The following is a 12,882-nucleotide window of genomic DNA, read 5'->3' on the forward strand; positions in this document are numbered from 1 at the left end:
CTCAGGACCTCCTCAGAAAAAGTCACTAACCTGCCTCCCGCAGTCCACCGGATGAGGACATCAGGAGGTGCGAGGTGGGACAAGGAACATACGCACTGGCCCGGGTCGCGGTGATCGTCCGGGCGCCGGCCCGGGTGTTGTGGTGGTCCGGCCTGCTGGCCGCGGGCGTGGGAGCGCTGGAGCCGGGGCTCACCGGCCGCCGGATCGGCCTGCCGGCCGGGGCGGCGATTTTCATACTGACCGCGGCGGGGGCCTTCCTGGCCCGGCGCGGCCGCTACACCGCCCTGGCGGAGGCGGCCGACCGCGCCAGTCGTTCGGCCTTCCTCCAGGACCGGGCCGTCACGCTGCGCAACTGGCGGCGCGGCCGGCGCTGGTGGCTGCTGGCCGCCTTCGCGGCCGCCGCCGGCTCCTCCTTCGCGCTGCCGGCCGCGGGCGGCCTGGCGCTGGCCGGGCTGGGCGCGGGACTGTGGGCCAAGGCCCGCTGGCTGGGCGGCCTGGAGCGCCGCCGGGGTGCCCTGCTGTGGGTACGTACCGACTGGGCGCAGGGCAGCCCGGCAGGCAAGGCGGTGCCCGGCTATCTGACCACCGGGCCGGCCGCGGGCGATGCCGCGCCGGGCGGGGCCCGGCGCCGGGCCGGCCGGACCCCGTCCCGGACGGCGGTCAGCGCAGCGCGCTGAGCGCTCCCGCCCGTCCGCCGCCGCTCTCGGCGACCAGTTCGTCCATCGTCTGGGGCGTGCGCACCTCGGCGAAGCGCACGTCCCCCTCGCCGGACTCGCCCGGCCCGTCCGCCGCCCAGCCGTAAATCCCGGGCCGGGGAAGCGAGTTGTAGGCGAAGTGGTTGGAGAAGTAGTAGGCACCGGTGTCCGGCAGCACCACATGGTCGCCCGCCGTCAGCGGCGGCAGCACCCGGTCCACCGCCACCAGGTCGCCGGCGAAGCAGCAGGGCCCGGCCACATCCTGGGCCACCGGCTCGCCCCGCTTGGGCCGGCCCTGGGCGTCATAGGCCGCCACCCGCAGCGGCCAGGAGCCGGGCGCGAAGACGGTGCGGGTGGCGATCTGGGCACCCGCGTGCGTCACCGCGATCCGGCGCCCGCCGGCCGTCTTGGCGTACTCCACCCTGGCCAGCACCGCCCCGCTCTTGGCCAGCAGCGACCGGCCGAACTCGGTGACCAGGCGGTAACGCCCGTCGAACAGTCCCGGCACGGTGGCCGCCAGCAACCGGGCGTAGTCGTGGTAGCTGGGGGTGATGTCGTCGGAGGCGAAGTTCACCGGCAGCCCGCCGCCGATGTCCACCGTGTCCACCTGCTGCCGGCCCGCCAGCTCATTGATCTCCTCGGCCAGTTCATAGGTGATCCGCACCCCCTCGGCCAGCAGCTCCAGCGGGCAGCCCTGGGAGCCCACATGGGCGTGCAGCCGGGTCAGCCAGGGACGCTCCAGGAAGGCCCCGACCAGCCAGGCCCTGGCCCCCTTGTCGCGCAGCGCCACCCCGAACTTGGAGGTCTCGGTGGCGGTGCTCAGCGCGCCGATGCTGCCGCCGCCGATCTGCGGGTTGACCCGCACCCCCAGCGAGGAGGCCGGGTGCCGGTGCCGGCCCGCCAGTGCGTCCAGCCGGGCCAGCTCCGCCCGGCTGTCGGCATTGACGGCGACGCCCAGTGCCAGCGCCTCCCGCAGCTCCCGCTCCGTCTTGGCGGGCGAGTCCAGCACGATGCGGGCCGGTTCCACCCCGGCGGCCCGGGCCAGCGCCAGCTCACCCGGGCTGGCCACCTCACAGCCCAGTCCCTCGTCGGCGAGCAGCCGCAGCACCGGCACCAGGGACGCCGCCTTCACCGCGAAGGCGTGCAGCACCTCGGTGCCGTCCGCGCCCACCTCGGCGAACGCGGCCCGCAGCGCCCCGGCGGCGGCCCGGATCCCGGCCACATCCAGCAGCCCGGCCACCGGCCGGTCCGCGCTGACCAGGCCCTGACCGACGGCCGCCCGGACGGCCGCGTCCCAGCGGGAAACCCGTACGCCACTGCTGCCCATGTCCCTACTTCAGCACCGGCGGGGTGGTACCGCTACGGGATGGCGGGCTCTTGCTGTTGACTAGCTCTATTCACCGGCCCAAGATGTGTAGTGGCCCATTCATAGCCGCCCATTCAGACAGCCGCCCATTCAGCGCGCACCGCCGGAGGCATCCGCATGTCAGGACCGCGACCCGTACGAGCCCCCCGGGGCAGCGAACTCAGCGCCCTCGGCTGGCAGCAGGAAGCCGCGCTGCGCATGCTGCAGAACAACCTGGACCCGGAGGTCGCGGAGCACCCGGACAAGCTGGTGGTCTATGGCGGCACCGGCAAGGCCGCCCGCGACTGGCGGTCCTTCGACGCCATGGTCCGCACCCTGCGCACCCTCAAGCAGGACGAGACCATGCTGGTCCAGTCGGGCCGCCCGGTGGGTGTGATGCAGACCCATGAGTGGGCGCCCCGGGTCCTGATCGCCAACTCCAACCTGGTCGGCGACTGGGCCAACTGGGAGGAGTTCCGCCGCCTGGAGGCCCTGGGCCTGACCATGTACGGCCAGATGACGGCCGGTTCCTGGATCTACATCGGAACCCAGGGCATCCTCCAGGGCACCTATGAGACCTTCGCGGCCGTGGCCGCCAAGCGGTTCGGGGGCTCGCTGGCCGGGACCATCACCCTCACCGCCGGGCTCGGCGGCATGGGCGGCGCCCAGCCGCTGGCCGTCACCATGAACGACGGCGTGGCCATCTGCATCGACTGCGACCCGCGCGCCATCGAGCGCCGCATCGAGCACCGCTACCTGGATGTGAAGGCCGACTCCCTCGACCACGCGCTCCAACTGGCGGTCCAGGCACGGGACGCGCGCCGCCCGCTGTCCATCGGCGTCCTCGGCAACGCGGCCGAACTGGTCCCGCAGCTGCTGGCGATGAACGCGCCCATCGACATCGTCACGGACCAGACCAGCGCCCACGACCCGCTGTCCTACCTCCCGCTGGGCATCGACTTCGACGAGATGGCCTCCTACGCGGCCGAGAAGCCCGCCGACTTCACCAGCCGGGCGCGCGAGTCCATGGCCCGGCATGTGGAGGCCATGGTCGGCTTCCAGGACGCGGGAGCGGAGGTCTTCGACTACGGCAACTCCATCCGGGGCGAGGCCCAACTGGCCGGATACGAGCGGGCCTTCGCCTTCCCCGGCTTTGTACCCGCCTATATCCGCCCACTGTTCTGCGAGGGCAAGGGCCCCTTCCGCTGGGCCGCGCTGTCCGGTGACCCGGCCGATATCGCGGCCACCGACCGGGCCATCCTCGACCTCTTCCCGGAGAACGAGTCCCTGGCCCGCTGGATCAAGCTGGCCGGCGAGCGGGTCCACTTCCAGGGCCTGCCGGCCCGCATCTGCTGGCTCGGCTACGGCGAGCGTGACCGGGCGGGCGAGCGGTTCAACGACATGGTGGCGTCCGGGGAGTTGTCCGCGCCCGTGGTCATCGGCCGCGACCACCTCGACTGCGGCTCCGTCGCCTCCCCCTACCGGGAGACCGAGGCGATGCTCGACGGCTCCGACGCGATCGCGGACTGGCCGCTGCTCAACGCCATGGTCAATGTGGCCTCGGGCGCGTCATGGGTCTCCCTGCACCATGGGGGCGGCGTGGGCATGGGGCGCTCCATCCACGCGGGCCAGGTGACGGTCGCCGATGGCACGGCGCTGGCGGGCGAGAAGATCCGCCGGGTGCTGACCAATGATCCCGGGATGGGGGTCATCCGGCATGTGGATGCCGGGTACGACATCGCGGAGTCGGTGGCCGCGGAGCGCGAGGTCCGCATCCCGATGCGGGAGGGGTCGTGAACCCGGGTGCGGGCCATCGTGCCGCAGGGCGGCACGGGTGGGCGCACCCCGACCACCGGGCCGCACATGCGGAACGACTGCCCACAACCTCGTCCTTCCACGAGATGTGGAAGGACCTGCGCCCCATCGGGCGCGACCCCGAGAGCGGGGGATACCAGCGCTTCGCGTGGACCGGCGCCGACGCCGACTGCCGTGAGTGGTTCAAGGCACAGGCCCAGTCCCGCGGGCTGACCTACGAGGTGGACCGGAACGGCAACCAGTGGGCCTGGCAGGGCGACCCCACCACCGGGGACGCCGTGGTGACCGGATCCCACCTGGATTCCGTCCCGGACGGCGGCGCTTTCGACGGCCCGCTCGGCGTGGTCTCCTCCTTCGCCGCCCTGGACGAACTGCGGGCTCGCGGCGCCCAACCGACCCGCCCCCTGGCCATCGTCAACTTCGGCGACGAGGAAGGCGCCCGCTTCGGCCTCGCCTGCGTCGGCTCCCGGCTGACCGCCGGACAGCTGACCGTCGAGGCCGCGCACCGGCTGCGTGACGCCGACGGCACCACCCTGCCGCAGGCGATGGAGCGCGCCGGCCATGACCCGGAGGCCATCGGCGCCGACCCCGAACGCCTCGCCCGCATCGGCGCCTTCGTGGAACTCCATGTGGAACAGGGCCGCGCCCTCGCCGAGACACCCCACCCGGTGGGCGTCGCCTCCGCGATCTGGCCGCACGGCCGCTGGCGGTTCGACTTCCACGGTGAGGCCAACCACGCCGGCACCACCCGCATCGAGGACCGCCGCGACCCGATGCTCACCTACGCCAACACCGTGCTGGCCGCCCGTAAGAAGGCCCGTCTGGCCGGAGCGCTGGCCACCTTCGGCAAGGTCGCCGTGGAACCCAACGGGGTCAACGCCATCGCCTCCCTGGTCCGCGCCTGGCTGGACTCGCGCGCCGCCGACGAGGCCACCCTGGCCGAGGTCGTCGGCGAGATCGAGCGCGCCGCGAGCGAACGCGGCGCCCGGGACGGGGTGCGGGTGGCCGTCACCCGGGAGTCCTTCACCCCCGTGGTGGAGTTCGCCCACGACCTGCGCGACCAACTGGCCGGACTGCTCGGCGGGGTACCCGTGCTGCCCACCGGCGCCGGGCATGACGCCGGAATCCTGTCCGGAGTGATCCCCACTGCCATGCTGTTCGTCCGCAACCCCACCGGCATCTCCCACTCGCCCGCCGAAGCGGCCACCGAGGACGACTGCCTGGCCGGGGTGACCGCACTCGCCGACGTACTGGAGGGCCTCGCGTGTCGCTGACGGTACAGACCTATTGGGCGGAGCGCGCCCTGCTCGCCTCCGGAGTGGTGACCGGCGTGGTCATCGAGACCGGCGCGGACGGCCGGATCACCGCCGTACGCGAGGGGGTCACCACCCCGCCAACGGGCAGTGTCACCCTCCGGGGGCTGACCGTGCCGGGCCTGGCCAACGCCCACTCGCATGCCTTCCACCGGGCCCTGCGTGGCGTTGTCCAGGCCGGCCTGGGCACCGGGGCCCCGGACTCCTTCTGGACCTGGCGCAAGGTCATGTACGGGGTCGCCGAACGGCTCACCCCCGACAGCTACTTCGCCCTCGCTCGCGCGACCTACGCCGAGATGGCGCTCGCCGGCATCACCTGCGTCGGCGAGTTCCACTATCTGCACCACGCCCCCGGCGGCACCCCCTACGCCAACCCCAACGCCATGGGCGAGGCCCTGATCGCGGCCGCCGCCGAGGCCGGCATCCGCATCACCCTGCTCGACACCTGCTATCTCTCCTCCGGTTTCGGCGCCGGCCCCAGCCGGCACCAGCTCCGCTTCAGCGACGGCACCGCCGAGCAGTGGGCACAGCGCGCGGCCGGCCTCAAGAGCGACGCCAACACCCGCATCGGCGCGGCCGTGCACTCCGTACGGGCCGTGCCCGCCGACCAGTTGGCGACCGTCGCCGGGTGGGCACAGGAGCGCGACGCCCCGCTGCATGTCCACCTCTCCGAGCAGACGGCCGAGAACGACGCCTGCGTCGAAGCCCATGGCTTCACCCCCGCCGCGCTGCTCGCCCGGCACGGTGTGCTCGGCCCGCGCACCACGGCCGTACACGCCACCCACCTCACCCCCGGGGACATCCGGCTGCTGGGCGGCTCGGCCACCGGGGTGTGCATGTGCCCCACCACCGAGCGGGACCTGGCCGACGGCATCGGACCGGCCCGGGCACTCCAGCACGCGGGCTCCCCGCTCTCCCTCGGCAGCGACAGCCACGCCGTCATCGACATCCTCGAAGAGACACGCGCCATGGAGCTGAACGAGCGGCTGCGCAGTCATGTACGGGGCAACTGGACCACGGCCCAGCTGCTGCGTGCCGCCACCGCCGACGGCCATGCGGCCCTCGGCTGGGACGAGGCGGGCCGCATCGAGCCGGGCGCGCCCGCCGACCTCGCGGCGATCACCCTGGACTCGGCCCGCACCGCCGGCGCACCGCCCGGACTCGCCCTGGAAACGGCCGTATTCGCGGCGACCGGCGCGGACGTCCGGGATACCGTCGTCGGCGGCCGGCATATCGTGCGGGACGGGGTGCACCAGCTGGTACCCGAAGTGCCCAGGGTCCTGGCCGAGTCCATCGCCGCACTGAGCGGCTGACCCCGAAGGAAGGCCACCCGCTCATGAGCACGGCCATCATCAACATCAGCAGCCTGGTCACCAACGACACCTCCCTCGGTGCGGGTCCACTGGGCCTGGTCCAGGACGCGGCGGTCGTCATCGACGGCGACCGCATCGCCTGGGTCGGTGAGACCAGCAAAGCACCCGCCACTGACAACCGGGTCGACGCCGGGGGCCGCAGCGGGCTGCCCGGCTTTGTGGACTCCCACTCCCACCTGGTCTTCGCGGGTGACCGCACCGCCGAGTTCAACGCCCGGATGTCCGGCGAGAGTTACCGGGCGGGCGGCATCCGCACCACGGTCGCCGCCACCCGTGCCGCGTCCGACGCGGCGCTGGAAGCCGGTCTGGTGCGCTTTGTCCATGAGGCGGTGCGCCAGGGGACCACCACCCTGGAGACCAAGTCCGGTTACGGCCTGACCACTGCCGACGAGGCCCGCGCCCTGCGCATCGCGGCCGCCCATGTGGACGAGGTGACCTATCTGGGCGCCCATGTGGTCGCCCCGGAGTTCGACAACGACCCCGAAGGCTATGTCGCCCTGGTCACCGGCGAGATGCTGGACGCCTGTGCCCCGTACGCCGGCTGGATCGATGTGTTCTGCGAGCGCGGCGCCTTCGACGGCGACCAGGCGCGGGCGGTGCTGGAGGCGGGCAAGGCGCGCGGGCTGCAACTACGCGTGCACGCCAACCAGTTGGGCCCCGGCCCCGGGGTGCGGCTGGCGGTGGAGCTGGGGGCGGCCTCGGCCGACCACTGCACCCACCTCACCGACGCGGATGTCGACGCCCTCGCCCAGGGCGACACGGTGGCCACCCTGCTGCCCGGCGCGGAGTTCTCCACCCGCGCCCCATGGCCCGACGCGCGCCGTCTGCTGGACGCGGGTGTCACCGTGGCCCTGTCCACCGACTGCAACCCCGGCTCGTCCTTCACCAGTTCCATGCCGTTCTGCATCGCCCTGGCGGTACGGGACATGGGGATGACGCCCGACCAGGCCGTCCGGTCCGCCACCGCCGGCGGCGCGGCGGCGCTGCGCCGCACCGATGTCGGCCGCGTCAGCCCCGGCGCCCGCGCGGATCTGATCCTGCTGGACGCCCCGTCCCATGTTCACCTGGCCTACCGGCCGGGAGTGCCGCTGGTGTCGGCGGTCTGGCGGCAAGGGGTGCGGCAGGTCTGAATTGTCTTGCACCCCCGGCGCGCGCCGGTGAAAGTGAGCCGATGAAGACGATCGGAATGCTCGGTGGCATGAGCTGGGAGTCCACCGCGGAGTACTACCGCCTGCTCAACCAGCTGACCAGGGAACGGCTCGGCGGTCTGCACTCGGCCAAGTGCCTGTTGTACTCGGTGGACTTCGCGGAGATCGAACGCCTCCAGGTGGCCGGCCGCTGGCAGGAGGCGGGCGAGATCCTGGCCGAGGCCGCCAAGTCCCTGGAGGCGGCGGGCGCGGAGCTGCTGCTGATCTGCACCAACACCATGCACAAAGTCGCCGGTCAGGTCAGCGCCGCGACCGGGATCCCGCTGCTGCACCTCGCCGATGCCACGGCCGAGGCGGTCAGGGCCGCCGGCTGCACCCGGGTGGGACTGCTGGGCACCGCCTTCACCATGGAGCAGGACTTCTACCGGGGCCGGCTGGCGGCGAACGGCCTGGAGGTGCTGGTCCCGGACGAGGAGGGCCGGCGCACGGTGCACCGGATCATCTATGAGGAGCTGTGCGCCGGAGTCATCCGGGAGGAGTCCCGGGAGGCGTACCGCGCGGTCATCCGCGACCTGGTGGCCGCCGGCGCGGAGGGCGTGGTGCTGGGCTGCACCGAGATCGAGCTGCTGGTCGGCGCCGAGGACAGCCCGGTCCCGGTCTTCCCCACCGCCCGGCTGCACGCGGCGGCGGCGGTGGAACTGGCCCTCGCCGATGACTAGCGGGACCGGGGCCCGGCTGGTCCTCTGGGACATCGACCAGACGCTGATCGAGGGCGGCGGGGTGAGCCGGGAGGCCTATGCGGCGGCGTTCACCCGGGTCACCGGCCAACGGCTGGTCACCATGGCCGAGATGGCGGGCCGGACCGAGCTGGCCATCGCCACCGACACGCTCCGGCTCAACGGGGTGGCGGCGGAGCCGGCGCTGGTCCAGCGGGTCACGGCCGCCCTGGTCGAGGAGCTGACCGCCCGCGCCGGCCAACTGGCGGCGGTCGGCCGGGCGCTGCCCGGGGCGGCCGAATCGCTGGCGGCGCTGGCCGGGCTGCCCGGCGTCCACCAGTCCGTGCTCACCGGCAATGTCCGCGCCCTGGCCGAGCTCAAGCTGGGGGTGTTCGGCCTCATCGAGCACCTGGACTTCGACTGCGGCGCCTATGGCGACGATGCGCCGGAGCGCACCGCGCTGCTGGGCCATGCGTGGCAGCGGGCCCTCGCGCTGTACGGCCGCGCGTACGCCGGTCACCAGACGGTGATCGTCGGCGACACGGTGCGGGATATGGCGGTGGCCCGGCACGGCGGTGCGCTGGCCGTCGCGGTGGCCACCGGCCGCACCTCGGCGGCGGAGCTGGCCGCGGCGGGGGCGGATGTCGTGCTGCCGGACCTGGCGGATGTGGGGGCGGTGGTGGCGGCGGTGATGGGGCGGTAGGTGGGGTTCGGCGAGTCGGGGTGGCCCCGGTTGTGTTGGGGGGTGCGGGTCGTTTGTGGCTGGTCGCGCCCACGCGGCGGAGCCGCATGAGCGCAGCCGTCCCGCGCCCCTGCGGGGGCGCCGGAGCTAGGGCACGAGGACGAGCTTGCCCTTGAGGCGGTTGCTCTCGCTGAGCCGGTGGGCCTCGGCGGCCTCGTCCAGTGGCAGGGTCCGGTCGACGAGGACGCGCAGCCCGCCCTGGTCGGCCAGTTCGCCGAGCCGGCGCAGATCCGCCCCGGAGGGGGTGAAGCCGAACTCGGCGAAGCGCAGTCCGCGGCGTTCCGCGTCCGCGCGGACCGCGGTCCGGTCGGGGCCCGTGCCGCGTACGTCGACCAGGATTCCGCCCGGTGCGAGCGTCCGGAGTGACCGGGGGCCGTAGTCCCCGCTGATGGGGTCCAGGACCACATCGATGTCCCGGAGGACCGCCGCGAAGTCGGTGGCGGTGTAGTCGAGGAGTTCGTCGGCACCCAGCTCGCGCAGGAAGGAGTGCTTCTCCGCCCGGGCGGTGCCGATCACATACGCGCCGCGGGACTTAGCGATCTGGACGGCGAGATGGCCGACTCCGCCGGCCGCCGCATGGATGAGCACACGCTGTCCGGCGCGGATGGCGGCCGCCTCCACCAGCGACTGCCAGGCGGTCAGCCCCGCCACCGGCAGCGCCGCGGCATGGGCGGCATCGAGCCCCGAGGGCTTGGCGGCCAGCGCCGTCACCGGGGCGATCGTGTACTCGGCGTACGTTCCCCGGGGCGGGAAGCCGCAGCCGTACACCACATCGCCGGGCCGGAACGGGCCGGAGTCGTCACCCGGTTCCGTCACCACCCCGCAGAAGTCCAGGCCCAGGACGAACGGCGGGGCGCCGAACTTCCGCACCAGTCCGGAGCGCAGCTTCCAGTCCGCCGGATTCACCCCGGCGGCGAGCACCTTGACCAGCACCTCCCCCGGGCGCGGCACCGGCCGGTCCAGCCGGACGACTTCCAGCACCTCGGGGCCGCCATAGGCCCGCTGGCTCACGGCGCGCATGCTGATGGTCATCGAGGGTCTCCTTGGGACGGGCGGTGATCGTGGACTTCATCCTGGTCAACACCGGTATCCCTTGTGAAGAAGGCACCTGATTGATATCCAGGTACCTCATGGAAACCACCCCGGAACGGACCCGTGAGGACTGGGCGGCCGCCCTGCGGCGGGACTGCCCCTCGCGCACCGTGGTCGAAGTGCTCGCCAGCAAGTGGACCTTGTACGTCCTGGCGGCCCTGCGGCAGTACCAGCGGCCGATGCGCTTCAGTGAACTGCGGCGCCTGCTCGATGGAATCACCCAGAAGATGCTCACCCAGACCCTGCGGGCGCTGGAGCGGGACGGTCTGCTGCGACGCACGGTGTACCCGACCGTGCCGCCCCGGGTGGAGTATGAGCTCACCGAACTCGGCGTCGGGGTCGGCCAGTTGACCGGCGCCATCGCGGAGTGGGCGATGGACCACTCTTCGGAGATCCTCCGGGCCCGGCAGGACTTCGACGACCGGGCCACGGTGCCGCCGCAGCCCGTGCCGCGCTGACCCGGGGTCGCTGCTAGGCCACCCGCTCGGCCAGGAAATCCTCCCAGGTCCGCCGTCCGACCGAGGCGCCTTCGAGCGTCAGGTTCTCGCCGGCGCGGTAGGCGCGGCCGACCTTTCCCGGCATCCGGACGGGCAGCGTCAGCCGGTGCTTGCCGCGCGCCCGCAGATAGCCCCGGCTGAGGTCGCCCAGGCCGTACACCTTTGGCCCGGTGAGGTCCGGCACCAGACCTGCCGGCCGGCCGAGGGCCAGTTCCACGAGCCGGGCCGCGACTTCGCGCGCGTCGACCGGCTGCCAGCGGAGGCCGCCCGGGTCGGGGACCACCGGCAGCTTCGCCATCTTCTCGACGACCGTCAGAGCCAGGTCGTGGAACTGGGCGGCGCGCAGCGTCGTCCACGGAATGCCGGATTCGGCCACCGCCCGCTCCGCGCCGAGCTTGGCCCTGAAGTAGCCCAGCGGCAGCTTGTCCGACCCGATCACCGAGACATACACCAGGTGCTCCACCCCGGCGCGCCGCGCGGCCCGCACCAGGTGCCGGGTGGCTTCGTCGTCGCCCTTGGGGCCGCCCGCGAGGTGCAGCACGGTCGCGGCGCCGTCGAGTGCGGCGTCGAGGCCCTCGCCCTTGAGCAGGTCCGCGGTCAGGTGCTCGACGCCGGCGTCCGTGGAAGCGCCGCCACGCCGGCTGAGCACCCGCACGGTGCGGCCGGCGTCCCGCAGCAGCGGCACGACATGGCGGCCGAGCGTTCCCGTGCCACCGGTGACCAGAACGGGAGCGGTCTTCGCGGTCATCTCCGCACCATCCTCTGTGCCCGCCCGGGAGGCGATCTCCCGGGTCTCTGCCGCTATGACTCGGCGCGGGGAAGGAATGTGACAGGTCGACGAGAAAAACTTCCGCGACCGTATGGGCTATGCCTTGCGGGTGATGCCCAGGCGTGCGCGCAGGGTCTCGCCGATTTCGGCCAGGGTGCGGAGCTGGGCCGGGGTGAGGACGTCGATCAGGTGGCGGCGTACGGACTCCACATGGAGCGGGGCCGCCGTCGTGATCGTGGCCACGCCGGCCTCCGTGAGGACCACCTCCGCGCCGCGGCCGTCGCAGGCCACCTCCTCGCGGCGCACGATGCCGCGCTGCTCCATGCGGGTGAGCTGGTGGGAGAGCCTGCTGCGGGACCACTGCATCAGGACGGCCAGGGCGCTGATCCGCATGCGGTGGCCTTCCGTGGAGCCGAGCACCGACAGGACGTCGTAGTCGGCCTCGGAGAGGGCGCTGTCCTGGCTGAGGTCGCGCGCGATCTCGGCATTGACCAGCGGGAACATCCGCCGCCACGCGTACCAGGCGTCCTGCTCGGACTCGGTGAGCCAGCGCGGCTCCGATGGGGTCATGCAAGCACTGTAAACCAAGTGGGTGACACATCACCTATCTGGTTGACATGTCATGCACCCCCCGCTTAGATAGGTGACACGTCAACAACTACCTCGTCTGGAGCGCACCATGACCCGCCTGCACGTCATATCCGCGGCCACTCGCCCCACCTCCTCCGGCCGCCCCCTCGCCCGCTGGGTCGTCGAGCAGGCCCGCGCCCGGGGCGGCTTCGAGGTCAGCCCTGTCGACCTCGCCACGATCGCACTGCCCTTCCTGGACGAGCCGGAGTACGCCTCCTCCGGCAACTACGCCCACCAGCACACCCGCGACTGGAGCGCCCTCGTCGACTCCGCGGACGCCTTTGTCTTTGTACTGCCGATGTACAACGGCGGCTTCACCGCCCCCTTCAAGAACGCCATCGACTTCCTCTACCGCGAGTGGCAGGGCAAGCCGGTCGGCATCGTCAGCTACAGCGCCGGCCCCTCCGGCGGCGCCCCGGCCGCCGAGATGCTGCTGCCGGTCCTCACCCGTGTCGGCATGCGGCCCGCCGAGCGGTCCGTCGCCGTCGCGGGCATCCCCGGCCTGGTCGGGCCCGAGGGGTTCCAGGCCCCCGAGGGACTCGCCGAGGAACTGGCCGGCGTACTCGACGACGTGGCGGCGCTGGCCGCGCTCCGCGCTCAGGAGGCTCTCACGGCGTGACGCGTCACGCCATGACGAGGCGCCCGGCAGTCCCGCCGCCGATCCGGCGCCGGACCCGCGCCGCAGCGCACCGTGAAACGCCATGCGCCGCACGAACGTTCCGTGCGGCGCACAACGGCGGCGCGGGC

Annotated in this window: 13 protein-coding genes; 9 read left to right on the forward strand and 4 right to left on the reverse strand. The window is 72.9% G+C overall.

Annotated features, from left to right (window positions below; genetic code table 11):
* Nucleotides 1-74 precede the first annotated feature (74 nt).
* Nucleotides 75-677: a hypothetical protein gene (locus ACIHFE_RS13545; RefSeq protein ID WP_400106005.1), complete on the forward strand. Its 603-nt coding sequence runs from the start codon at nt 75-77 to the stop codon at nt 675-677.
* On the opposite strand, the gene ACIHFE_RS13550 is transcribed toward ACIHFE_RS13545, so the two are convergent.
* A complete protein-coding gene (locus ACIHFE_RS13550; protein WP_400106006.1) occupies nt 661-2,022 on the reverse strand; it encodes a diaminopimelate decarboxylase in 1,362 nt (453 codons plus the stop codon). The genes ACIHFE_RS13545 and ACIHFE_RS13550 overlap by 17 nt on opposite strands.
* A 156-nt stretch (nt 2,023-2,178) precedes the next feature.
* On the opposite strand from ACIHFE_RS13550, the gene hutU reads away from it, so the two are divergent.
* The 6 genes from hutU (at nt 2,179) to ACIHFE_RS13580 (ending at nt 9,108) form a co-directional block, all read left to right on the forward strand.
* A complete protein-coding gene (gene hutU, locus ACIHFE_RS13555; RefSeq protein WP_400106007.1) occupies nt 2,179-3,837 on the forward strand; it encodes a urocanate hydratase in 1,659 nt (552 codons plus the stop codon).
* Between the two features lie 104 nt (nt 3,838-3,941).
* Complete coding sequence (locus tag ACIHFE_RS13560; RefSeq protein ID WP_400106077.1) at nt 3,942-5,129, forward strand: allantoate amidohydrolase; 1,188 nt, start codon at nt 3,942-3,944, stop codon at nt 5,127-5,129.
* Nucleotides 5,126-6,481 (forward strand): formimidoylglutamate deiminase, encoded by a 1,356-nt coding sequence (locus ACIHFE_RS13565; protein WP_400106078.1) that lies wholly within the window; start codon nt 5,126-5,128, stop codon nt 6,479-6,481. Before ACIHFE_RS13560 ends, ACIHFE_RS13565 begins: the two co-directional genes overlap by 4 nt.
* A 23-nt stretch (nt 6,482-6,504) precedes the next feature.
* On the forward strand, nt 6,505-7,671 hold the full coding sequence (hutI, locus tag ACIHFE_RS13570; protein WP_400106008.1) for an imidazolonepropionase: 1,167 nt from the start codon (nt 6,505-6,507) through the stop codon (nt 7,669-7,671).
* A gap of 41 nt (nt 7,672-7,712) precedes the next feature.
* Complete coding sequence (locus ACIHFE_RS13575) at nt 7,713-8,408, forward strand: aspartate/glutamate racemase family protein (RefSeq protein WP_400106009.1); 696 nt, start codon at nt 7,713-7,715, stop codon at nt 8,406-8,408.
* On the forward strand, nt 8,401-9,108 hold the full coding sequence (locus tag ACIHFE_RS13580; RefSeq protein WP_400106010.1) for an HAD family hydrolase: 708 nt from the start codon (nt 8,401-8,403) through the stop codon (nt 9,106-9,108). The genes ACIHFE_RS13575 and ACIHFE_RS13580 overlap by 8 nt, the downstream gene beginning before the upstream one ends.
* Nucleotides 9,109-9,234: 126 nt before the next feature.
* Here ACIHFE_RS13580 and ACIHFE_RS13585 read toward each other — a convergent pair whose 3' ends face one another.
* Complete coding sequence (locus tag ACIHFE_RS13585) at nt 9,235-10,179, reverse strand: NADP-dependent oxidoreductase (protein ID WP_400106011.1); 945 nt, start codon at nt 10,177-10,179, stop codon at nt 9,235-9,237.
* A gap of 98 nt (nt 10,180-10,277) precedes the next feature.
* On the opposite strand from ACIHFE_RS13585, the gene ACIHFE_RS13590 reads away from it, so the two are divergent.
* The gene (locus tag ACIHFE_RS13590; RefSeq protein WP_400106012.1) at nt 10,278-10,697 is read left to right on the forward strand and encodes a winged helix-turn-helix transcriptional regulator; all 420 of its coding nucleotides are present in this window, start codon (nt 10,278-10,280) and stop codon (nt 10,695-10,697) included.
* A gap of 13 nt (nt 10,698-10,710) precedes the next feature.
* On the opposite strand, the gene ACIHFE_RS13595 is transcribed toward ACIHFE_RS13590, so the two are convergent.
* Both ACIHFE_RS13595 and ACIHFE_RS13600 read right to left on the reverse strand, forming a co-directional pair.
* The gene (locus tag ACIHFE_RS13595; RefSeq protein ID WP_400106013.1) at nt 10,711-11,484 is read right to left on the reverse strand and encodes an SDR family oxidoreductase; all 774 of its coding nucleotides are present in this window, start codon (nt 11,482-11,484) and stop codon (nt 10,711-10,713) included.
* 117 nt (nt 11,485-11,601) lie between these two features.
* On the reverse strand, nt 11,602-12,075 hold the full coding sequence (locus tag ACIHFE_RS13600; protein WP_400106014.1) for a MarR family winged helix-turn-helix transcriptional regulator: 474 nt from the start codon (nt 12,073-12,075) through the stop codon (nt 11,602-11,604).
* A gap of 109 nt (nt 12,076-12,184) precedes the next feature.
* On the opposite strand from ACIHFE_RS13600, the gene ACIHFE_RS13605 reads away from it, so the two are divergent.
* Nucleotides 12,185-12,754, forward strand: a complete 570-nt coding sequence (locus ACIHFE_RS13605; protein WP_400106015.1) for an NADPH-dependent FMN reductase — start codon at nt 12,185-12,187, stop codon at nt 12,752-12,754.
* Nucleotides 12,755-12,882: the final 128 nt, after the last annotated feature.

The sequence above is a fragment of the Streptomyces sp. NPDC052396 genome, from assembly GCF_044593195.1.
Lineage (GTDB): Bacteria > Actinomycetota > Actinomycetes > Streptomycetales > Streptomycetaceae > Streptomyces.

Coding starts and splice junctions, on each gene's coding strand:
- ACIHFE_RS13575 (WP_400106009.1), top strand. CDS start 7,713: ATGAAGACGATCGGAATGCTCGGTGGCATGAGCTGGGAGTCCACCGCG.
- ACIHFE_RS13600 (WP_400106014.1), bottom strand. CDS start 12,075: ATGACCCCATCGGAGCCGCGCTGGCTCACCGAGTCCGAGCAGGACGCC.
- ACIHFE_RS13595 (WP_400106013.1), bottom strand. CDS start 11,484: ATGACCGCGAAGACCGCTCCCGTTCTGGTCACCGGTGGCACGGGAACG.
- ACIHFE_RS13580 (WP_400106010.1), top strand. CDS start 8,401: ATGACTAGCGGGACCGGGGCCCGGCTGGTCCTCTGGGACATCGACCAG.
- ACIHFE_RS13605 (WP_400106015.1), top strand. CDS start 12,185: ATGACCCGCCTGCACGTCATATCCGCGGCCACTCGCCCCACCTCCTCC.
- ACIHFE_RS13560 (WP_400106077.1), top strand. CDS start 3,942: ATGTGGAAGGACCTGCGCCCCATCGGGCGCGACCCCGAGAGCGGGGGA.
- ACIHFE_RS13550 (WP_400106006.1), bottom strand. CDS start 2,022: ATGGGCAGCAGTGGCGTACGGGTTTCCCGCTGGGACGCGGCCGTCCGG.
- hutU (WP_400106007.1), top strand. CDS start 2,179: ATGTCAGGACCGCGACCCGTACGAGCCCCCCGGGGCAGCGAACTCAGC.
- hutI (WP_400106008.1), top strand. CDS start 6,505: ATGAGCACGGCCATCATCAACATCAGCAGCCTGGTCACCAACGACACC.
- ACIHFE_RS13585 (WP_400106011.1), bottom strand. CDS start 10,179: ATGACCATCAGCATGCGCGCCGTGAGCCAGCGGGCCTATGGCGGCCCC.
- ACIHFE_RS13590 (WP_400106012.1), top strand. CDS start 10,278: ATGGAAACCACCCCGGAACGGACCCGTGAGGACTGGGCGGCCGCCCTG.